This window comes from Elusimicrobiota bacterium, from assembly GCA_016180815.1.
Classification (GTDB): domain Bacteria; phylum Elusimicrobiota; class Elusimicrobia; order JACQPE01; family JACQPE01; genus JACPAN01.
This window is the reverse complement of the sequence record JACPAN010000008.1, coordinates 67,580-89,953: the sequence shown is the minus strand read 5'-3', so window position 1 is coordinate 89,953 and position 22,374 is coordinate 67,580. Positions and strand designations below refer to the sequence as shown.

Sequence of the window (22,374 nt, the reverse complement as noted above, 5' to 3'; positions counted from 1 at the left end):
TCCTGCAATCAACCGCCTCATGCGCATCTAAGAGAATGCCGATCGCCGTACGCAATCCGGACAGGGGCAGATTTGCCGCAAAAATTCAAAGCTATAAATACCCGTGGTATGTCCGTCTGAAAAATCAAAGCTCAATGCATAATTTCCTCTAGGGAACACCTTCAGGGCCTTTAAATCGTCGGGAATGCTTTTAGGATCCAACATCGGCTGTCCGGTCCATTCATGGCGGCACAAGGCGCAGCGGCACAGCCGCCGGAGATAGGCATAGCCATAAACGGACTCATGGCCGTCCTTCCAGGTTATTCTAAGTTCCCGTTGAGCTGCGGATTCGATGCGTTGCGGTTCATCGATCGGGATTTTCATCAGCATTGTTTATTATCCCAAAATCCGCTAGCGTCAAGGTCAAATGGGTGTTAACCTATAGGCACCAATGAGCCGGGGTAAAAAAGTCTCTTTCGCTCTTTTCGGAACCCTGGTTCTAGGGGTCGTCTTCCTTAAGCTGGGGGGAGTTCTCCTCGCCGGCCTTTTTTCCTACATGGTCCTCGATCTGGCCAACCGGCGATTTTTAAAACGCATGAAAAAAATCTACGCCCAGTGGCTGTCCTTCCTGGTTTTCCTGATCGTGGCCACGGCGGTTGTCTGGATTTTTTCCTATTTCATCCGGCAGCTATTGAGCACCCTGCCCAAAATCGCGAACACGGCGATCCCCGTGGTCATCGATCTGGCCGAACGCTACGGCTTTAGCCTGCCCTTCGACGACATTTATCAATTCCGCGAAGTCCTGATCAAAACAGTGAAAGAAAATGCGCCTGAAATCACCAAGGCCAGCGGGCTTCTTTCCAAAAAAGTTTTCCATATCATCGCCGGCATGTTCGTGGCCGTGCTCTGCTTTTTTACGGAGCATGACACGCGTTTTGGGCCCAATCTTTTTGACGCGGTGCGCCACGAGTTCGACCAGCGCATTAAAGAATTCATGGAGGGATTTGAGCGCGTTTTAGGGGCTCAAGTCATCATCTCCTCCATCAATACGGCGGCCACGGCCATTTTCCTGCTGGCCACCGGATTCCCCTATGTTCATTTTCTTGTGCCCATGACGTTTATCGTGGGCATCCTGCCCATTTTGGGTAATGTCATCAGCAACACATTTATCGTGGCCACGGCCATCACCATCAGCCCTAAGCTGGCCGCCGCCGCCCTAATCTTTTTGATCGTCATTCACAAAGCCGAATATTTTCTCAACAGCCGCATCGTGGGCTCAAGCATTCAACTGCCCATGTGGCAAACCTTGGTCGGTATTTTGGTAGGGGAAACGGTGATGGGCGTGCCGGGCATCATTTTGGCGCCGGCCATGCTTTATTACATGAAGGAAGAAATGCGCGCGATCCCGGTTGCGGTCAAAGATTAACGAGACGGTCCGTGGCGTCAATTAAAGCATCCGTAATGCCGGGCTCATACATGGTATGACCGGCGTCGGGAACAACAACAAACTTGGCCTTAGGCCAAGCGCAGTGCAGGTCCCAGGCGCTTTTCATTGGGCAGACGATATCGTAGCGGCCCTGGATGATGACGCCGGGGATTGCGCGCAAACGGCGGGTATCGCGCAACAGTTGATCATCACGCTTCAAAAATCCGCGGTTGACGAAATAATGGCATTCAATTCGGGCAAACGCATCTTGAAAGCTAGGCAGCTTGAAACGCTTCAAATGCTCGGGCTCTTGCCTTAACTTGCTGGTCCGTCCCTCCCAAAGAGTCCAGGCTCCGGCTGCTTCACCGCGAATCTTAGCGTTGGGGCTTGTCAGGCGCTTGTAATAGGCCCCCATCATATCCGAACGTTCAGCGGGGGGAATCGGGCGCAGATAATCCTCCCAAAAATCCGGAAAAATCCAACTCGCGCCTTCTTGGTAAAACCAAAGCAATTCCGCCCGGCGCAAAAGAAAAATGCCCCTTAAAATCAGGCCTCGGCAACACTGCGGGTATTTCTCGGCATAAGCCAAACTCAGCGTGGAACCCCAACTGCCGCCGAAAACAACCCAACGTTCGATGCCCAAAAAACGCCTCAGCGCCTCAACGTCTTCGACCAAATCCCAGGTCGTATTTTCACGAAGCTCGGCATGAGGCCTTGATTTTCCGCAGCCACGCTGATCGAGAAGAATAAGCCGCCATTTTTTGGGATGAAAATACTGCCGGTAGGAAGGGGAAATGCCGCCGCCGGGGCCGCCGTGAAGAAAAATCGCTGGTTTTCCACGCGGGTTGCCGGATTCCTCATAATGAATGGTATGCAAAGGGGAAACTTTAAGAAAGCCTTCACGGTAGGGTTTGATGGGTGGATAGAGCTTGCGCACAATCCGATCTTATCGGCTTAAAACAAACAAATCAACGCGCTGCTTGGAATGCGCCGCGGCAAAACCTTCCCAGGCAATGGCCTGCGGGGAAACCATCAGTTCCTGAGCCAAATAAGCGCGTATCAGTTGGGCCTGTTCCTCAGCCAAAGACGCGTCTTTGGCGTAAACGCGCACATGCAGCGCGGCGCCGAAATGCCGGCGCTTGATCCAATCGACGGCCGAACGCATTAAATAATCGCCCTGGGGCTTAACGATTTGCCGGGCGTCCTTAGCCGGCCCGAACAGAATGCCGGAATCAAGGCCGGCCGTAATGCCGGCGCTCTCGCGGTGAACGACTCCGGCAAATTTAATGGGCCGGTCCATGGCCGTATGATTAACGCCAAGAGCGTCGGTAAACTGGTAAACCGCGGAATAGGCCTGCCCCGCTTTCATCAACGCGCCGTCTTGCGCGACGCCGTTCCATCGAAGCTCCTTGGGCGGATGATCGTCGCCCGAAAAACGATGGAAGACCTTGCCTTCCTCATCGGCAATATTGAGACTCCAACGAAAATTCTTGGTTTCTTTATGGGTGACGCTGCGGCCCAACACCTGACTCAATTTTTGGAGAGGCTGAAAATTTAAATCGATATCCTCGGCCAAAGCCGTGCGCCACGGCTCGATCACGCGCCGGTTCCTGAGCACCGTGGGGGAGCTTTTATTGAAGGAAAGAGCCGCCGGAGAATCGGCCAATAACAGCAATTCCTTGGGTTTTAAAGAATCCCTGACCGTTTCGTAAACGTCCACATTGAGCCCCAACGCAGGCTTGGAAATGCTGGGACTTTCTTTTTCTTCGGCTTTAATCACAACTTCGCCGAGCTCGCCCGCTTTCTGTTCCTGAGCGAAAACCGGACATAAACCGCAGGCTGCGGATAAAATCGTTAAAAATAACTTTTTCATATCATCACCCCTCTATTCCAAAACAAACCTGAACGTAATCACGCCCCATTGCTTGTCCGGACCCGAATCAACAGGCGCAAAAACCCAATTTTTTAAAGCATCCATGGCTAGGCGATCGAGCGCTCCGTAGCCTGAACTGCGCTCGATGCGCATGTCCGGCAACACGCGGCCGTCTCTGGACACATTAAACCGGATCGATACCGCAGCTTCTAAAATTCCCTGGTCCTTGGCCCAAGAAGGATACGGCGGCAAGGACATGCGAACCACTTTGCGCTGGCTCAAGGGCCCCGTGATTTCAACCGGCCGCGACGGGGCGGTAATCTGTTCGATGGGCTTTTTTTGCCTTGCCGGCGCAGGAGCGGCCGCTAATGGTTCGACTTTCGCCCGGCCCCTGGGACTGCCGCCTTGCCCGCCTCCCCCAAAATCCAAGGCCGGCGCCGAGAACATGGATGAAACTCGCGAGCCGCCGCCTGAACCCGAAGCCGCCTGCGTCCCGACGGCCTGGGGCGCCAATCCGGCCGGAGCCACTGGGCGACGGCGCTGTTCGGCCACAAACGCATTGACCTCGCCCAGCGTCTTCGGTTTGAACGTGGGCAGCCCCGTATTTTCCATGGTTAAGTCCGCAGGCAAAGCAGGCGCGCGACGCGCCCCGATCTCCTCAAATTCAAGGGCTGCGGCCATAGGAACCTGGCCGGTTTCGCGATGCGCGATATTTTTAGCCGCAGCTTCGGCTAAATTCATGCTTTTTTGCGACAAGGCCATTTTCAGCTCGGAACGGGTTTCAACGCGGCCTTGACGCTCCTCGAGCATCCGGGGGATATTCAGTTTGCGGTCCTCTTTAATAACCGGCTCCTGCATGGCGCGCGCCGGAAGTTGAGGAAGGGCCATTTTCAGGAAGGCCGGCAAAATAAGATCCACATCCGTAACCGTGGTCATATCCGCCTTCGGAGTGTTGGTAATCAGATAGATATAGAGAAGAAAAAGCCCGATGTGAAAACCGACCGACAGACTCAATGATAAGCCGAGCTCCCGGTCTGCGAACATCAGCGGCTCCTCTTTTGCGTGGCGATGGTCAACGATTTTGCGCCCGCATCCTTGGCGCGCTGCATCAACTCGACCAACAAGCCGTGAAAAGCGTCGCGATCAGCCTTGAAAACCACAAACCCGTCCTGATGTTGCGCCAATTGCCGGGCGATTTCACGGCTGAATTCCTCCGTACTCGGAACTTCTTTATCATCGACGGCCAAGCGGCCGTCTTTTGAAACCGTCACCATGATTTTCTGCTTTTCCTCGCCTTCTTGAGTGCGCGATTGGGGCAAATCCACGCGGAACATGGGTTCCGAGAGCATGGGCGCCGTGACCATAAAAATAATGACCAGCACCAGACAAACGTCCACCAGCGGGGTGACGTTAATGCCCGTGATCACGTCCTCGTCGTCACCGCCCGCCTGCACCGGAACCTCCTCCTGATTTCATGATGGCGACCTTGGCCGCGCCCGCCACTTTAGCCGCGTCCAAAATAGCGACCACCTCGCCGACCCTGTTTTTGTCGTCCGCGGTCACGATCACGGTGCGGTCGCGGCTTGACGCCAGAGCCGACGTTAAATCTTGATCGAGACGCTCCCAGCCGCTGGCGCGGCCATTGATCGTCAAACGGCCGTCCCTTGAGAGCCGGGCCTGAACGTTCTCAGCCGCCGTCACCTTGCCGATCGCGGTTTTGGCCCGTGATTCCAACACTTTGATTCCGACTTGAAGCGCGAACGGCGCTACCGCCATAAAAATAATGACCAACACCAGGCAAACGTCCACCAGGGGCGTGACGTTGATCTCGGTAATCACATCCTCGTCTGCGCCGGTAGACATGGCCATATCAGAAACCTTCCCCGTCGCCCTCCGAGCGGCGCTCCATGCGGCTTAAAGCAGCTTGGATTTTGGAAATCATCGTTTTAAAATCGATGGGTTTGGTGATATAGTCCATGGCCCCCATTTCCAAAGCGTCCTTCATCGTCGTTTCGTCCGCCAAGGCGCTCATCTGCAGAATGGGGACGTCTTTAAGCTTAGGTTGAGACCTGATCCACCGGCAAAGTTCGATGCCGTTCATATCCGGCATCATGATATCGAGCAAAATCAGATCAGGCACGGAACGGCCCAAAAACTCCTGAGCTTCCTTGGCGTTTCTGGCTTTTTCCGGAGTAAAACCTTTAATTTCCAGCCAATCCACCAGAACTTCCCTCAAATCATCGTCATCGTCAATAACCAATACGCGTTTAGCCATTGGACCCATCCTTGTGGAAGTGAGCGTTCACGATGGACAGCTTGCTCTTGGCCTGAAGCAGGAATTTTTCCCGGTCTCCGGGCTTGGCGGCTTGAGCCTGATCTAAATCCGCTAGGGCTTCCAAAACTAGACGCCGGTCGCGCGTCAACAGGTATTTCAGCCGGCCGACGGTCTCATTAAAATTCTGGCTCAAATCCTTGAGCGCGTCCCTGGGGCGCAAATCCTCGATGGGGCTGAAATGCCCTTCACGCAAATCTTTTAATCCCTTATCCAAGGCTTTCAACGGCCTGGCGATGCGCGCCGACCAATAAAGCCCCAAGCCGACGTTCACGGCCAACAGCGGCGCCAAGAGCCAAAGAAGAGACAAAAAAAAGTCAAACAACAAATCGGGCCGCCGCCAATCCCGCGCCATAAACACCAAGGCCACCAATCCCCGGCCCACAAAAACGCTTTCAACCATGATCAACACAACCAAAAAAATGACAAAGCGAAACTGTAGTTCCGGGTCCACGTACAACCCGCGCAGTCTCTCGATAAGCTTCGTCACTGCGACCTCCTCCGTTAAGGCTTAAGGTAAGTGGTGATCCTCAATGAAGCGGCTTCCATGACCGATGAAACGGCTTTCACTCGTTTCGTGAAGTAGTTATAAATGATGACGGCCGGAATCGCGACCGCCAGACCCGCGGCCGTGGCCACCAAGGCCTCGGCAATGCCTTTGGCCACAATGGCCGGGCCGCCGGCGCCCGCCAACGCCAAATCGCGGAACGCCTTAATAATGCCCACCACGGTTCCGAACAACCCGATAAAGGGCGCGGTGTTCCCCAGCGTGCCTAAAATCGCCAAAAACCGCTCCATTTTCAAACGCTCGTCAAGACGCGCGGCGCCCAAGAGCCGGTCCATCTCCGCCTCTTCTTTCTGCCGGTTCGTGACCGCTGTTTTCACCAGCGCAGACACGGGCCCGGTCGTTTTTTCGCAAACCTCAAGCACCTCCTTAAAGCGCCCTTCCTCCATCAATTGCTTAACCTTGGCCAAAAAAGGGCCGGGGTTGGGATCGATTTTTCTAAAAAATAGCCACCGCTCGACCGCAAACGTAATGGAAAGGATGGAACAAAAAATAAGAATGACCAGCGTGAAGCTGCTCCTGAGAATCTCAAGGTAATTAATATCGGTCATTACGGCTCACCTCGCTTTTTGGAATTATCTGCCGGGGAAGAAGAAGCCTGCGGCTTCTCTCTCTCGATAATGATTTCAACGCGGCGATTTTTCTGGCGATTTTCGGGATTTTCATTGTCGGCGACCGGGCGGCTGTCGCCGTGGCCTTTGGGCGTCAGGCGGGCGGCGGCGATTTGCTTGTAGCGGACGAAATAATCCACCACAGCCTTGGCCCGTCCTTCGGAAAGCGTTTGATTGTTCGGAAACTCTTCGTTGCGGATCGGCACATTATCCGTATGGCCCTCGACCAAAACATGGCGTTTGGGGTACTTTTTGATCACGCCCGCGGCCTCGTCGAGCATGGGGAAGGCTTCCGGACGAATCTGCGCCTTGCCGGTTTCAAAAAGAACCTCGGCCGCCAAATTGATGACGATCCCTCGGCTGCCCTCCACCGACTGAACCTCCGGCACTAGACTGGGCACCATTTCTTCATGCGTCACCACCGCAACCACGGGTTTGGAGGTGTCGATGGTCACGGTCGCGGGCTGGCTTTTACCCTCATTGCCGACCTCGTCTCTAACCACCAGATACACCTTGTACGACCCGTCGGCTAAAACGTCGTTCTTGTGATTGACACCCTCCCAAACGATTTCCACGGGCGGACGTCCGTCTCCTTTGATTTCATGCGCCTCGTTGTTCTTCGCGTCCACAAATTTAAGCGACCACCGGGTCAAATCCGAAGCATCCTGGACCGTCATGTTAAAAACCGTGCGGTCTTTGTCGCTTGAGGATTTTGGGGAAAACAGCGTGGGTTCCGCCGCAATCGTCAACTGCGGCGGCGTGGTATCCAGACGAATAATTTGATCCAACGTGGCGGAACGGTTGCCCACCGCATCCTCGGCCGTTAAAACGAATGTGTAGGGTCCGTCCGGAACGGCCTTCTGCGCGTCCGAGCGGCCGTCCCAGCGCACATCCTGAGGCAAGGCGCCTTGTCCGGATAAAACGCGCACGACTTTATTGCCCTCATTTTTGATGGTGATGGACCATTCCCTAGCCGCGCTTTGATCACGATAAGACAACTTAAAAATCATGTCGTCTAAAATGCCGTCGGCATTGGGCGAAAAAAGCGCGGGAACGGCCCGATCGTCGATTTCCGGCCGCAGGGTGTCGATTTGAATGTTTTGGGGCTGCGTCTGATTTCTATTGCCGGCCTCGTCCGTCACGCGATAAACGTAGCGATAAAACCCGTCCGGCGACGGCGTTTTATCGTCGCGCTCCCCGGACCAAATAATCTCGGCCGGAGGCGCGCCCAAGCCTTGAAATTCCCTGATCAGGGTCTGGCCGCCGTCCGTGAACGCCAGGGCCCATTGCTTAATTTTGTTGAAGGAACGCGACTTCAGAGCGAACGCCGCGGTATCTTTAACCCCGTCGGCGTTAGGGGAAAAATTGTTCAGGGCGGCCGTAACGGTAATTTCCGGAATTTGGGCGCCGACAACGATTTGCTGGGCCGATGTCAAAACTGCATTATTCGCTTTGTCCCGGACCCAAAAAAAAGCGTTGTAAACGCCGTCCGGAACCATGTTTTTTGATTCGTCGCGCCCTTCCCAGGCGATGGGGTCAAGATAAGCGCCCTGGCCCGTATAACGACGCACGACTTTGGAGGCGGCGTCTTTGATTTCAAGCCGCCATTGTTCGATCTCCGAGGCGTCGTGAACCGAAATCCGCATATGGGCCTCTTGTTGATCCCCATTTGGAGAGATCAATCTTGGATCAACCATCCAATCGACGACCGGCGGCGTCACGTCGATTTGCAGTTCTTTAGGCTCCACCGTCGTTTTATTGCCGGCCCTGTCCGCCAACGTCAAGGTATAGGAATACTTGCCGTCCACCAGGGTTTTATCGGAAGAATCCTGGCCGGCCCATTGAAGCTGCTTGGCCGGGGTTTCCTCTCCGCGGAACGCTTTCTTTAACGTGCCGACATCGTCTTTGATTTCCAAGGCATAAGACCTGATGCCGTTGGCTTCGACAACTTCCATATGATAAGTGCCGTTGTCGCCGAAACCGTCGCCGTTGGGCGATAACAGCAAGGGCTTGAGATCGATCGTCGCCTGAGGCGGGGTCGTATCCAAAACCAAATTTTTAGGCAAGGCGAAGCCCCTGTTTCCGGCTTGATCCACGGTGAGAAAACTGTAGGCATAAATACCGTCCGCGGCTATTTTTCCGGCGGCGTCCTTGCCGTCCCAACTGATGGCGCGCGGCGGCTCACCCAAACCCTCAAACATTTTAAGGGCTCGGCCCTTCATATCCTTGACCGACAATGACCAGTTTTCGATCTGCTTTTTGATGACGGGCGGTGGTTTGATTTCAAACGTGACGATGTCTTGAACCCCGTCCGCGTTGGGGGAAAAAACCGGCGGCTCGGCCTCAACGGAGGTCATGGGTTCGGCCCGATCGATAGTGACTGTTTTAGGGCTGGTGATCGTGGTGTTCCCCGCGCGGTCGCGGACCGCGAAGGTGAATGAGTATTCGCCGTCCGGCGCCGGATCATACGCATCCGAGCGTCCGTCCCACTCGGCTTTGGGCATCGGCTGCCCTTTCCCATAAAAAGACTTGACGGCTGAGCCGGTTTGCGCGTTGACGATTTTTAAAATCCAGCTATGAATGCCGTTGGCGTCATAAGCGTCCATCATAAAATGGGCCGTGGGTTTGGCGCTGCCCTCTTCCGGAGAAAACAACGCGGGTTCGACGCCGGCTTGCGCGGTGGGCGTTTGCCGGTCGCAGACTAACTCCTGCGGCGGCATTTCCACCTTGTTGCCGGCCAACGTGACCACGGACAGCCGGTAATGGTAGGTGCCGTCGGGAATCAATTGATTGTGCTCGTCCTTGCCGTTCCAATCAAGGCCTGACGGCGGCGCGCCCTTGCCTGTAAAACGCTTGATCTCCCGGCCGGAGTTATCCGTCACCACGAAAACCCATTCCGCGATATTGGACGCATTCGACACGGACAACCGGAAAACCGCGGAATCGATGATGCCGTCGCTGTTGGGGGAGAAAAAAACCTGCGCCGTCTCGGTTTGAGCCCGGGCGAAAGAAACCGTCAAACAAATAATAAACGCCCACAAATTGGATAGATTTGAAATTTGAAATTTGAAATTTGAGACAGCCATCATGGTCCTCCGGATGCCCCTTTGGATTGTGACTCACCGCCGTTTCTGGTCAAGGGCGTTGTTGGCGCCTTTCCAGCTGAGCCGGCTTTTCTCATGGCCTGGGCCCGCTCGCGCGCGGCTGCGGCCACGCCTGCGACGGGTGCATTTTTCGCCAAGTCATCATAAGCGGCCGCAGCCTTAGCCCACTCGGCGCCGCCTTCATAAATTTCCGCCAGCTTGGCTAACGACTGCAGCCGGTAAGCGTGGCCCGAGGGTTTCATGGACGCGGCTTGCTCCCAGGCCAAACGAGCCTGCTGCTGCTGGCCCAAAAACGAATGCATCTCGCCTGTGTAGTAGGCGGATTCAAAAACAGCCTCAACGTTTGAAGCGGCCTGCGAGCGAATTTTTTCCAAGGTTTTCAAGGCATTGGCGTAATCCTTCTGTTCTTTTTGCAAACCGAACAACTCCCAAAGAGCGGCCGTGCCGTCTTCCACGGAGGTCGCGCCCTCCGCATATTTTTGATAAGCGACTTGGGCCTCCTCGGAACGCCCTAAAGCCTTATAGGCCAGGGCCAAATTAAACTGCGCGGTTTTGGCGTACTCGGAATTGGAAAAATCATTGGCCAATCTCTGATAAGCGCCGGCCGCGGCTTCGAAATTCTGAAGGCTGTACTGCGCGCTGCCCAATCGAAACAACGCCAGCGGGACCTGATCTTCATCCGGGTAATTAGCGGTGTAACGCTCGTAAGCGCCGGCCGCCTCAAGGTATTTCTTCAAATTAAACTGAGACTCGCCCAGTAAAAGTTGGGCTTTGGGCAACGATTGGTGGTCGGTATATTCCACGCTGAACGTTTGAAAACCTTTGGCCGCAGCCTCGAAATCCTTGCGCTCAAAAAGCCGGCTCGCCCAGCGAAACTGCGCTTCAGCAGCCACCGGGCCCTTGGGGTTCGCTTCGATAATCAACCTGAAAAAAGCGCCGAAATCATGAGCAGGGCTGCGATCAAAAACCGCTTCAGCCAAATCCAGCGCATCCACTGTTTCCGGCGCCTTCGTCAAATGAATCAAGATGAACTGGGCTTCCTTGAGCGCATCCGCGTCCTTGCCCGTCTGGAAAGCGGCCTGGGCCAGCCTCAAATGCGCCAGAGCCAACTGGCTGCCGGAGGGGTAGCGTTCGATAATTTTCTTATAGGCGGCTACGGCTTCAGGGTAGCGCCCGCCGCGAAACAGCGTGTCCGCGGCCTGATGCAGGGCCCGCTCAACGATGGGTGATGCGGGCCGTTCCCAAAGTTTCTGCCAGACTTCCACGGCTTGGCTGTAATACCTCATGCGATAAAGGGACAGCCCGGCCCGGTATAAGGCGACTTCCGCAGCCTGAGATTCAGGATGCTCGCGGCTGAATTTATCGTACAACTGATACGCGTCTTCATAAGCCTTCTGGTTATAGAGACTGTCCGCCAAACCCAAATCATTAAACGGCGCGAAGGAAAACGTGGAGGAAGCCACGGACATCATTTCCCTCAAGCGTTCCCTGGCCTTGACCGCGTCTTCATGGCGGCCCGAAAGGGTCAGGCACCAAGCCAGGCCGTCCTGGGCGTAAAACGCGGCCTCCTCTTTGGGATAAACCTTGAGGATCATCTCGTAAATCCCCTGGGCTTCCTCGATTTTACTCTGCGCCAGGTACGCCTCGGCGCCGATCACATACGTCAAGCTGCGCCATTTCGACTGCGAGGGAGGAAGGTGGCGGAAAATGTATTGATACGAGGTGAGGATTTGTCCGTAATTTTTGGCCTCATCATGAAGTTTAAGCGTCAAAAATAAGGCCTGTTCCGCGACCTCGGTTCCGGACGCCTGATCAACGACTCTCTGCCAGGCCATCATGGCTTCCTCATGCTTTTTCATGCGCGCCAGGCTGTTGCCCATGATCAAGTAAGCGTTCATAGCCAGATCATGACCCGGATTGGCGCCGACAAAACTCTTGAGCGTTTCCACGGCCTGGGCGTGATCGCCGACCTCCTGTTGAGCCCAGGCCAAACGATATTGGGCCAACGGATGAATTGGGGCGTCCTTGTACCCGGTGACCACTTTGCCGTAGGCAAACAAGGCCTCGCGCATTTGATTCATCACCAGATGCGACTCGCCGATAAAAAATTGGGCCAGGGGCGCGTAAAAATCGCGCGGGCTCTGGGCGATCATGGCGGAGAAAGAAAGCCTGGCCTGGCCATATTCTTTTTTCTGAAAGTAAGCGCTGCCGATGCGGTACAGCGCCGCGACCTTGTATTTGGAAAAGGGATGAAGCCTCAGCAAGTCTTTATATTTGACGATGGCGCCGTCATAATCCTTGGAAAGAAAAAAAGCGTCCCCGATGAAAAAGGCCGCGGCCTCTTTCAAATCCGAAGCGATCTCTTCCTTGAGCAGGCGATTAAGAATCGTGGCGGCCAACAGCGCCTTGCCGGAGTTCAGGTAAGTTTTCGCCAGGTAGAATCGCGCCTCGGGCGCGGGCAACGGCTCCAACAGCTTGTCGGCTTGGGCATAATCGCCTTTTCTTAAGGCCAGCACGCCTTGAACGAATTGGGCTTGCGGATTTTTCAAATGCTGGGGAAAATTCCGGGTGAGCCGGGCCATGCTTTCCTCAGCTTTGGTGAAATCATCGAGCATCAAATGCCCGTAGGCCAACCCCAGCAAACTCTCCGGCAGCAAATAGCTTTTCGGCCATGACGATTCGATGGAAGCGAACGCCTTGACCGCTTCCTTCCAATCGCGCCGGTTGTAGGCGATCTCGCCCAAACGGTACATGACCGAACTTTTTAATCCCTGGTCATCGGCTTTTTTGAGGGCGCTGCGATAGGCTTTTTCCGCCTGCTCCATCTCGCGCAAGGCGCCTGAGGGAATCTTGGCAGCCAGGCCGTCACGGATGAAGGCGGGATCGCTTTCCAAAGCGCGCTGAGCACGCTCAAAATGGGATTCTCCGATTAAAAAATGAGCGTCGGCACCGCGGCGGCTTGAGGGAAATTCATCGGCGAATCTTTTGAAGGCTTCGATGGCGCCTAATTTATCCTGGCGCGCATCCTGGTAGAGACGGCCGGCCGCTTCGAACGCTTCGTCTTCATTGAGCGGTTCTTTGGCGTGCAGGCAGGGAGAAAGGCCGAATAAAAATAAAACGAGCGCGAACGATAATCTCTCCATACCCTCCCCAGAATCGATGCCGGACTCAAGTTGTGTGAACCATTAAATTATGAGGCGCGCCAAATTAAAAATCAACACCCAATATTCTCCCTTCTATGGAAGGGGAATTGGGCCGTTCTAGCTGTTTTTAGGGCGTTTTTAACGGTTTAAAATCGGTTTTTATGGAAAAACCGGCGAATCAGCGAGGGCAGGCTGCGGAAAAATTAGGCGCGGAGGAAGCGAAATCCGCCGTCAAATCGTAATCGTCGCCGACAATCCTAAGCCTGTCTAAGCGAGGAGGATGGCCTTGTCGAACGCGAAACGCCAAATACCCGGCCACGCGCGCGCAGCCTCTGACCGCCTCTTCCTTGTCTAACCCGCTCTTGCGGGCGTCGATGACGATGCCGGGCGCCTGAGCGCCCCGGTCAAGGGATCGGCGCACCGCATTACGAACCGTTGTGGAAACGGCGCCGGAAGCCAGTTGCTTTAATTCGGCAGGTTCGCCGTCTAAAAGAACGTCGGCAAAACGGCCGGGCCCCGTTCCTTCGGCAATCGTCGCGATGTGATGGCCCTGATCTTTAAGGTATTGGGCCAAGGGTTGCTCCGACGGCAGCAAAACGCGCCGGGATTCATCGATGACTCCGGCCGTCTTTTGGGAACCGTGGCCGCCGGTCGATTGAACGGGGAAAAAATCTTGTTCCAGCTCATCCAGGGTCTTCATATCCTTGGTTTTCGTTTTTTCAAATTCGTCGGGATTTTTTTCCCTGGTCCAGCCTTTTTCCCAGTCGATAAGCCCGATTTTCAACTTCCCGTTCTCCCTCCAAACCAATAAATTTTGAATCAGGTCCCCATGGACCACGCCTCGATCCAGCAACCGGTCGTACTCCCGCCTAAAAGCCTGCCACTCATGGCCGGTCATCTTGATATCGGGAGTCTCCCACTTGCGTTTCTTGCTGTTATAATTCGCCAAAAATTCACTTTTAGCTCCGGACTTGCGCGGCAAATGCTCCAAAATTAATCTGGGTTCACCGCCGACCAGATGCTCCCTGGCCCAAGGCACCTCGATCACGCTCAAACCTTTCGCCGCTTCATGGGCCGCCTGAGTGGGGACGATCTCTTGTTCTATGGGTATCTTTTTTCCGGATAAATCTTTAACCCAAACCAATCCCCCGTCGGCAGTTTCGGCCTGTTGGGCGACCGGGTCGCTGTCGTCGATAATCCTCAGTTCGATGGAGGCAGGTTCATGCCTGTCGCTCGATTCGGTGGTGGTCTTTGTTCCGCCGCGCACCCTCAGATCGATCGCCGAATGAGATTCGCCAAGAACGTCTCTGACAACGGCCAGACGCAGATCGGGATTTTGGACGGCGATTTCCAACAGATGCTCATGGCGGCCCTTAAAAAGATCAACGAAATTCGCACGGAAACAGTCCGGCGGCATTTTTTCCAACTGCTGACGCAAACCAGGATCAAAATCCGCTCCCGAGGCTTTCGGTAGCAACGCGCTGCTGGCGCCAAGCTCATTAAAAATCAAACGAAGTTCGTCAGGATTGAAATATCCGGCTTTCAGCATGGCCTGCAGGTTGGCCATCGGATCCGCGCGGCTGTCCTTGACGGGCCGGCCTTCGCCGTCGAGAATCACGCGGCCCTCGCGGTCGCGAAGGTAATGATCGCGGACCCTCCCTGAAATCTTGGCGCCGTTCGTATCGTAAACATGCGCGGCTCCGGGAACATTAGGCTCGCCGCTGATCTGGCCGATTCTCCAGGTCAACAATCCGGATTTTCCGTAGTGAAAATCAGGGGGCAGGATCGACTCATCGCCGTTGGTCAGGCCGCGCTCCACAAGAATTCGGTCGATCTCGGCCATAAGTTTTTGGGCATGGGCTGGGGAATCGGGATACACGGTGATGAATTTACCCCGTTGAGTGCCTTCTTTGCCGAAAATTGTGGATAAAATTTTAGGGTCCGGAAATTTATGCAGAATGCCTTCGGTTCTCAGGTAAGCGCCGATGGCGCGGCCGACGGCAAGAGCGTTTTCCGGGGAAGCGCTGACATGGAATTTAATCCCCTGCAATAAGGACGTTTGAGGCTTTCCGGGAAAATATTGAATCCATGCCGAACCGTCGGGATTTATGTAAAAACCGGACGATGATCCGATTTTGGATGAATCCAGCAACTCTTTGCGGTAATTTTCATAGTTTTCTTTAAATTGATCGGCCGGATCAGGCGATTGGTCCGGTTTGACTTCCTCATGCCGTGGAACTTCAACCGTTTCCGGCAGCGGCGCAGGTTCTTTCCGATGAAACTTTGAGACGGCCCGGCGCGCGATTTTAGCCGCGGTTCCCGACGTCAGGGCATCGAAAGCCATGCCCACGCCCGCCCCCCAGGCCGCCGCCGTATCATGGCGTTGAATCGCCTTGCCCAGGGTCACGGCATTATCGACGGAACCTGCTGCGCCCATGCCGGCAAGAGGGGCGGCGATGGCAAGCTCGGTCACCGAAGCCGCCTTTGGGATTGCTTGGCCCGCCCAGCGCAGAGCCGCTGATTCCGAAGCGCCCCATAAAGGCTTGGCCCGGCTCAGCATGCCGAGCCCTTTCAATGGGGCCATCATGACCGCAAAGTCCGCCGCTTGTTCCCCGACGATTCCGAAAACCCCGATGCTTTTAATCAGCCCGCCCTCAAAACCATCTACTTGAGAGCCCAACTCGACATAATGCTGGGGGGAATAAAGCCCGGATAAAACAGCCAGTCGTTCCTTATCGGTGACCGGGCGCGACTCTTGCTCATTGATAAAGGCCCTGTAAGCGGCGAATCCCATGGTCTCCTCAGTAAAACCTTCTTCACGGAGGGATTCCAGGCGTTTCTTCTTGACCTCAATATCAAGGACATTCTTAATGTTTTTATTGGCGTTGATCTGATCGATAAACCACTGATCATCATGAATGGCGCGATAAACCGGCGCCCGGTAGGCGGCGGCTAAAGACGCAAAGCAATAATCATTGTCCCGCGCCGCTGGATCGCACATCGTCCATTGCATGTCCGCGCTCAATCCATGAAAAGCGCTCTTGCTGACCCAGGAGGCGGCATCGACAAATTGTTCGACAACGGGCAGCTCGGCCAAATTCTTCGCATATTCGCCCCAAAAAGAACCGTGCGTTTCCCTGGTTCTTATGTGGACGATTTCGAAGCGTCCGCTGTCTTGCCATCGCCCATCGGTTCCCCGGACTTTTTCCCGCAAGGCCATATAATCCGTGGCCTCTCCTCCGGTCCAAAAGCTCGATTCATGCGTCGAGCCTCCTTCATGGACGCGCTTGCTGCCGTCTGCGGTATATTCGAAAGCGCGCTTGAGCCCGGCTTGATTCTCCGGCTTGCCGTTTTTGTCGAATTTCAACGGCTCCAATACGGAAAGCGTTATTTGTTGAGATTTCGGCTTAAAGAAACCTCCTCCCCAAGGCGTACCCTGCTCAAAACGCGCCACGCGCAAGTTGCGCCACTCAACGCCGTTGGCGTCGATTTGAGTCTCGAACAATTTAATCGGGAACCCGATGCTCTGAACGCTGCCTCGCCCATAATCAATCTCAAGACGCAAACGGTCAGGATCAGGCAAAGTCGTCTGGTCATAAAGCCAGTCGGCAAGCATGGGGGCGTATTTTTCCGGATCAGGCATTTTTGAAGCGGCAACAACGGCTTGGGCCACGCGCAGGCTTTCATCTTTGAGTTTGCCGGGTTGATCGCGCAGCTTAATCAAATTCTCCAAATCAACGTTAAGCCCAAGCCGCCCGGCCGTATCGCCTTGGCGATCGTAATCCAGGGCGCTGCCATAACTGACATAACCCTTCAGGCCTTGGCCCAACGGAACCAAGGCCCGTCCTGCGCCGTCAACCGTGTATTGGCGCACGATGTTGCCGTCAAAGCCGCGCCGGATCACGTCCACTCGGAAAACCTTGCCCGGTCCCCAGGCAGCCCGGATGACTTCCTTATGCCGGAAATCCACTTCCTGCTCGTCAAGCAGCCGCCCGGCCTTGTCATAGCGCCTGGAATGTTCGGATAAAAGGGCGCCGTTGTTATCACGCTCAATAATGGACCGGGTCTCGGCGCCGTCGGGTTTTTGACTCTCAATTTCCTGGGTCGAGCCGTTTTTGTTGAAACGCGTGGCGATGCGGCTCATGGTTCCGTCGGGTTTGAGTTCATCAACGGCCACCGGCACCACGTCCCCGCCGGCGGCGATCCAGCGCCCTTCCCAAATGGCGCCCTCTTGCGTAATCAAATACCGGCGGGACTCGGCGCCCGTCTTTGAATCAAAATGGCTGACTTCCATGCGCATGCCCCGATAAGGAGCGAACCGCGCGTTGACGCCTTTGTTGTTGCGGTGATCCAGCTCCAGTTGCGCGGCGAACTGCCCATTGACGTCGAAATCCTGGCGCGCTTCAAGCTCGATGCGTCCCCGGCGGTTGCGCTCAAAAATCGAATGACTGGCGCCCTCAGGATTTGTTTCTCGTTTTTCGGCCAGCAACCCTCGGCGGTCATAGCCGAACGTGCGTTTAATGCCCCGCTCGGGAATGCTTTCTGCTCGCAAATACCCCCAACGGTCAAAACGCCGGACAACCGCATGCCAGCCCTGCTCATCCTTCTGGGGAGCGGCCACAATGCGCCCGTCCGCGGAAAGAAAACGCGTGTAGCCGGTCGCGGACCGAAGTTCGACGCCGAACGCTCCGTAGCGGCGCCCCAAACGCACCCGCTCCAGGCCGTCATCGCCTAAATAAATCCATTCATCCTTATTTCGATCCGCAGGGCCGCCGGCCAATAAAACGTTTTGAAGGTAGCGTCGCTGGGCCGTTCGATAGCGTTCAAACAGCAAATAAAAACCGGTCAAATCGCTATTGGCCTCAAAAAAAGCCTCAAACTCAATCCCCGCCTTCCTGAATTCGCCGAAAGCGCCGCTCAATTGCTCCAATAAACGCCGGGCGCCGCCGTTGGTTTTCAAAGCCTCCATCGCCGCTTTGGCGGTTTCACGCTCCCTTGGTTTCAAATTGGAAAAACCGGACAACTTTGACGGGTCTTCAAGATAAAAAACCAAATAATTCGGCATTTCCGGATTCTTTGAAGCGAGTTCACGGTAAGAATCAAGGCTCAGCAAACGTTTGAGCGCCTGGTGATAGGCTTTCTCATTTTTCTCCAACCGGCGCATCAGTTCCCGGCCTTGGGCCGCAAACCCGGTGTCGCCTTGCTCCAGCTGTTTGCGCGCCCGCGCGATCCAAGCCTGTTGTTCTTGAAATTTTTTCTGAGGATCGCTCAGGGTCCGGATTTTTTCCAAATCTTTCAGCAAGCCGTCAATGGTTCGCCTGGCGCGCGGATTTTTAGCGGATTCCTCCTTAAGCCTGGTCAATAAACGGTTCGCCTGATCGGCAAGTTCCGTCATGTTTTGCCGCGCCAGCCGGCGGTTTTCAGCGGCCAAAGCGGATAAGGCGTATCGTTTAAGCGGCCTGGGGATGGGGGATTCCGCAAGGCCGGTCAAGGCGGATTCAACTCCTGACGCCGGCAATTCTCCCGAAGAAACGCCCGCCGCCCCTCGCTGCTGCGCCACAGCCACCGGCGTATAAAGAGCGCGCCGCCCTGCGGCGCGCTGGGCGGCCATCGTCGCCTTGTCGGGGCCGTTATCGGCCAGCCTACCCAAGGCTGCTTTATTTTTTTCCAAGGTGGTTAAAGCGCAGCGGGCAATCTGAGCCAGTTCCCGGTCATTCTTCTTCTGAATCAATCCCAGGCTTTTCTTGGGCGATTCATCCTCGGATAGACAGCCGGCGAGCGCCGCGGCCATTAAATAAGGATCAAGGGATGACCACCGATCGAACGCCCGGCGCTCCTGATCGTTCAGTTGCGGCGCAATCGCGTTCCAGCGCCCGCTTAGATGCCGCCAAATGCCGGATAAAGCCATTTCTTCGGGACCCATCAAAGCCGCGCCTGAAATATCTGCGGCTGTGTTGCGGCGGCCGTCGAAAGCCTTGGAAAGATCGGACGGTGGAGCAGCCGAAGGAGCCTTGCCTTTTAATTTAGCGGCCGTTGATCCGGGTTCTATTTTTGAAGCCAGCGATGAGCCCGGCGCAAAACCATGGGCGGCGTGAGCTGCGTCGTCGTGCTCGCCGCGCAACGACGGAGCTTCATCGCCGCGCCGAGGAGCTGCTTGCGTTCCCTCAGGATCGCGCGGTGCGGTCCTATCGCCCCCGCGCGGAGTTCTCCCGTCATGATTGGAGCCGTCTTCTAAAACAGCCCAGCCCGCCGCTTCATCAAGCAAATAAACGGCTTCGTCGAAATCAACCAAATCATCCAGCGTGCGCCCGGAGCCGCGAAAATTTTCGGAACGCAATCCGGGAGCCGCATTGCGCATATATTCATCGAAGCGTACGCGCGGAGCGCGATCAAGAAGCTCTTGATAATACTCAGGGAAGCGATCCTTATTGGCCTGGAAATAATCGTAATAGGAGGTGTAGCCGTCCGGCAGAGAAGGCCTGATGCCTGATGGTTCTTCAGCGGCCTGAACAACCCCAAAAAAAATAGAGACCAATAAAAACAACATAGATCAATGACGCTGATGGCCTACGCTTCTAGCGTAACAGGAATGCGTTAGAGCCGCCAGCTCTAATCAGCAGTGATTGTGGAATTGCCGGCTCAAAGCAACGATCATCGGGCCAGCGGACACTCCCGGCAAGCAAATAGTCGGGGAAGGCGGCCGGGCGAGAAAAAATTTCGTTTTTTCAACAAAATCAAAACGGTTTTGACAGGGAGACCGACGACATTGCAATAACAACCCTTGATAGAAGCCACCGGACAAAATTTAGGGTCCTGGATGGCATAAGCTCCGGCTTTATCCAGGGCGCGGCCGGAGGCCACGAAACGCCGTATTTCCTGATCACTATAACGGCGCATCAAAACCTTGGTTCGCGCTAAAACCGATGTCATGCGTTGCCCCGGAGCCGCCAACACCACGCAAGTCAGCACCTCATGGCGCCGCCCGGATAACATGGTGAGCATGTCAACGGCTTCTTTTCGATTTTTGGGTTTGCCTAGGATTCGGCCTTGAAAAACAACAATGGTATCTGCCGCCAAAACATAATCCTCCGGATGATGCCGGACTACTGATTTCGCCTTATCCACGGCCAATTTCCGGCATATGGCGACCGGATCGCGCAGGCCGCGCACGTCCTCATGCAAACGGCTGGGGCTGACTTTAAAACGCAAGCCGATCTCAGACAATAGGCGGCGGCGCCGGGGGGAGGCGGAAGCTAAAATCAACGAGGGCATCGATCAATTTTAGGAGTAAAATAACACTTATGCCGCTCTTAGACTGCTGCCGCCAAGAAGCTCAAAAAAATATCCTCAAGCACCGGGACCGGGCCGTGTGCGACGGCTGCGGCAATTTGATTTTAGGATACGGCAATCCGGATGATTTCAACAATGTCAGCCGCGAGTTTGAGGCCAGGAATATCCCGCATGTGTCCGAGAAAATCGGCGCGCTCTATATCGTCGCTAAAAAACGTAACTAAATGAATATTCGTTCCATTCTTGCCGCCTCGCCCGTGCGCTTGGCGCCCATGGCGGATATCACCAACATCGCTTTTCGCCTGATCGCCAGGGAATGCGGCAGCCGCCTGGTCACTACCGAAGAAATCGACGCCAAGGCGCTCTTGATGGGCTCGGAATCCACCCGTCTGCGCACGCTGTACCTTCCTCAAGAGCGGCCCATTATCATGCAGCTTTTAGGCTGCGAGCCGGATATTCTGGCTGAAGCGGCTCAACGGCTCCAAGAAGCCGGCGCGGACATTATCGATCTCAACATGGGCTGTCCGGTGCCCAAAATCGTCAAAAAAGGGGAAGGAGCGGCGTTAATGAAAGACCCGTTGAAAGCGGCCGAAATTTTGCGCTCCTTGCGCCGGGTGATCCGCTTGCCGTTCACCGTTAAAATCAGAAGCGGCTGGGATGAGAAAACCGTCAACGCCGTTGAGATCGCCAAAATCGCCGAGGCCGAAGGCGTCGACGCCATCGCGGTTCATCCGCGCACGCGCGCCCAGCGATTTTCAGGCCAAGCGCCTTGGGATGTGATCACGGACGTGGTCCGCTCGGTAAATATTCCGGTCACGGGCAACGGCGACGTGCGCTCCTGGGCCGATGCCCGGCGCATGATGAATGAAACCGGGGCCGTTTCCGTGATGATCGGACGCGGCGCCTTGGGCCAGCCCTGGGTTTTCGACGCTCATTTTGAAGAACTTGACGAGCAAACCCGATGGGCGCGCAAATACCGCGTCATCAAACGCCATCAGGAATTGATTCACGCCCATGTCCCTGAAAGCGACGTGGATTTTCAGGTCAAAAAAAATCTGGTGTGGTATTCGAAGGGGATGTACGGCTCCGCGGCCCTGCGCCAGAAAATTTTCACGTCCAAAAGCGCAGGGGAAGCCTGGGCGCTGTTTAAAGAAGGCTGGTTTAAGGCCGTAGAGATGCAAGAGCAGCGGGAGGCGGAGCCTCAAAAATCAGAAGCTCTCCTTCCTGCGTCTTAAAAAGCCTGATCACCGTATCCCCTAACGCCACGTCCACCGCCTGTTCGGAAGGCAATTGCGCCTCGGGCAGCGTCCACATTTTGGAATTCATCCCGCGTTCCGCGAAAAAACCCAGGCTTTTGGTTTCCGCGAAGCGGCGGTTTTGAGCGTCGATATCCGTGCCGTAGAGAAACCAAAATTCCTTGCCCTTGGCGCGAAACACATAAGAATTGTTTTTAATCAAATCAAGGAGTTGTCCGGTGCCCAAGCGATGGCTTGATCCTTGTGTAGGTTTCTCTGGCGTCAAATGGATGGTGCTTCCCCGGACCGGATTAAAAATGTTCACCTGAAGCTTGATGCGATAAAGCGTCGCTTCATCCAACGTCACCACTTGCCCATTGCCGCGCAAACGGTTCACATCCAGCGGTTCGACGACCACTCCATCTTTGCTCGGCGGCATGAAAGTCAGGAAAAACTGATCGCCGCCGGGATTGACCGCCGCTCCGGTAAACCAAGGATGGGCCCCTAACTCAAGGTTCAACAACACAAGGAGCTTATCCAGAAGAGGGGCCAGCTCAGTCCGGCCCACGGGTTCGCCTTGAGGGCGCTCCGGGCTGGTTTTAATCACGCGAGGCTGCTCGATAACTGGTCCGGCGTTAGGATCACGCTGAGGCGGCCGGCGACGGACCCGACGAGAGCGCGCTGAAGCGGCCACGGTTTCGTGGCCCGCGCGCCAAAGGGATTCAGGGGCATCGGCCCCTTGAAGGACGATCGCGGTCGCAAGCAAGCTAAAAAGACAAACAGGCAAACGACGCAACATGCACCCCTCCGGGCCGT

17 protein-coding genes are annotated in these 22,374 nt (G+C 55.3%); 3 read left to right on the top strand and 14 right to left on the bottom strand.

Annotation, left to right across the window (positions count from 1 at the left end):
• Positions 1 to 27: 27 nt before the first annotated feature.
• Entirely contained in the window at positions 28 to 363 is a 336-nt protein-coding gene (locus HYT79_03925) for a DUF971 domain-containing protein (protein ID MBI2069728.1), read from the bottom strand.
• Positions 364 to 430: 67 nt separating this feature from the next.
• On the opposite strand from HYT79_03925, the gene HYT79_03920 reads away from it, so the two are divergent.
• A complete protein-coding gene (locus HYT79_03920) occupies positions 431 to 1,405 on the top strand; it encodes an AI-2E family transporter (protein MBI2069727.1) in 975 nt (324 codons plus the stop codon).
• On the opposite strand, the gene pip is transcribed toward HYT79_03920, so the two are convergent.
• The 12 genes from pip to maf all read right to left on the bottom strand — a co-directional run bounded on the left by pip (position 1,395) and on the right by maf (position 20,305).
• Complete coding sequence (gene pip, locus HYT79_03915) at positions 1,395 to 2,342, bottom strand: prolyl aminopeptidase (GenBank protein ID MBI2069726.1); 948 nt, start codon at positions 2,340 to 2,342, stop codon at positions 1,395 to 1,397. The genes HYT79_03920 and pip overlap by 11 nt on opposite strands.
• Positions 2,343 to 2,351: 9 nt before the next feature.
• A complete protein-coding gene (locus HYT79_03910) occupies positions 2,352 to 3,278 on the bottom strand; it encodes a hypothetical protein (GenBank protein MBI2069725.1) in 927 nt (308 codons plus the stop codon).
• Between the two features lie 12 nt (positions 3,279 to 3,290).
• Positions 3,291 to 4,322 (bottom strand): energy transducer TonB, encoded by a 1,032-nt coding sequence (locus tag HYT79_03905; GenBank protein ID MBI2069724.1) that lies wholly within the window; start codon positions 4,320 to 4,322, stop codon positions 3,291 to 3,293.
• Positions 4,322 to 4,732 carry a biopolymer transporter ExbD gene (locus tag HYT79_03900; GenBank protein ID MBI2069723.1) on the bottom strand — a complete coding sequence of 137 codons (411 nt, stop codon included), beginning with the start codon at positions 4,730 to 4,732 and terminating at the stop codon, positions 4,322 to 4,324. The genes HYT79_03905 and HYT79_03900 overlap by 1 nt, the downstream gene beginning before the upstream one ends.
• Positions 4,716 to 5,147, bottom strand: a complete 432-nt coding sequence (locus tag HYT79_03895) for a biopolymer transporter ExbD (protein ID MBI2069722.1) — start codon at positions 5,145 to 5,147, stop codon at positions 4,716 to 4,718. The genes HYT79_03900 and HYT79_03895 overlap by 17 nt, the downstream gene beginning before the upstream one ends.
• Position 5,148: 1 nt before the next feature.
• Positions 5,149 to 5,553 (bottom strand): response regulator transcription factor, encoded by a 405-nt coding sequence (locus tag HYT79_03890; protein ID MBI2069721.1) that lies wholly within the window; start codon positions 5,551 to 5,553, stop codon positions 5,149 to 5,151.
• Complete coding sequence (locus tag HYT79_03885) at positions 5,546 to 6,100, bottom strand: methyl-accepting chemotaxis protein (GenBank protein ID MBI2069720.1); 555 nt, start codon at positions 6,098 to 6,100, stop codon at positions 5,546 to 5,548. Before HYT79_03885 ends, HYT79_03890 begins: the two co-directional genes overlap by 8 nt.
• A 14-nt stretch (positions 6,101 to 6,114) precedes the next feature.
• Positions 6,115 to 6,726, bottom strand: a complete 612-nt coding sequence (locus HYT79_03880; protein MBI2069719.1) for a MotA/TolQ/ExbB proton channel family protein — start codon at positions 6,724 to 6,726, stop codon at positions 6,115 to 6,117.
• Positions 6,726 to 9,875 (bottom strand): OmpA family protein, encoded by a 3,150-nt coding sequence (locus HYT79_03875; protein ID MBI2069718.1) that lies wholly within the window; start codon positions 9,873 to 9,875, stop codon positions 6,726 to 6,728. Before HYT79_03875 ends, HYT79_03880 begins: the two co-directional genes overlap by 1 nt.
• Positions 9,872 to 13,033, bottom strand: coding sequence for a tetratricopeptide repeat protein (locus HYT79_03870; GenBank protein MBI2069717.1), 3,162 nt, complete (start codon positions 13,031 to 13,033; stop codon positions 9,872 to 9,874). Before HYT79_03870 ends, HYT79_03875 begins: the two co-directional genes overlap by 4 nt.
• A 178-nt stretch (positions 13,034 to 13,211) precedes the next feature.
• Positions 13,212 to 19,580: a hypothetical protein gene (locus tag HYT79_03865; GenBank protein ID MBI2069716.1), complete on the bottom strand. Its 6,369-nt coding sequence runs from the start codon at positions 19,578 to 19,580 to the stop codon at positions 13,212 to 13,214.
• 104 nt (positions 19,581 to 19,684) lie between these two features.
• Positions 19,685 to 20,305 carry a septum formation protein Maf gene (maf, locus tag HYT79_03860; GenBank protein ID MBI2069715.1) on the bottom strand — a complete coding sequence of 207 codons (621 nt, stop codon included), beginning with the start codon at positions 20,303 to 20,305 and terminating at the stop codon, positions 19,685 to 19,687.
• A gap of 29 nt (positions 20,306 to 20,334) precedes the next feature.
• Between maf and HYT79_03855 the strand changes: the two genes are divergently transcribed.
• Entirely contained in the window at positions 20,335 to 20,547 is a 213-nt protein-coding gene (locus HYT79_03855; protein MBI2069714.1) for a hypothetical protein, read from the top strand.
• Complete coding sequence (dusB, locus tag HYT79_03850) at positions 20,548 to 21,558, top strand: tRNA dihydrouridine synthase DusB (protein ID MBI2069713.1); 1,011 nt, start codon at positions 20,548 to 20,550, stop codon at positions 21,556 to 21,558.
• Here dusB and HYT79_03845 read toward each other — a convergent pair.
• Complete coding sequence (locus HYT79_03845; protein ID MBI2069712.1) at positions 21,485 to 22,357, bottom strand: hypothetical protein; 873 nt, start codon at positions 22,355 to 22,357, stop codon at positions 21,485 to 21,487. The two genes, dusB and HYT79_03845, sit on opposite strands and share 74 nt — an antisense overlap.
• Positions 22,358 to 22,374 lie beyond the last annotated feature (17 nt).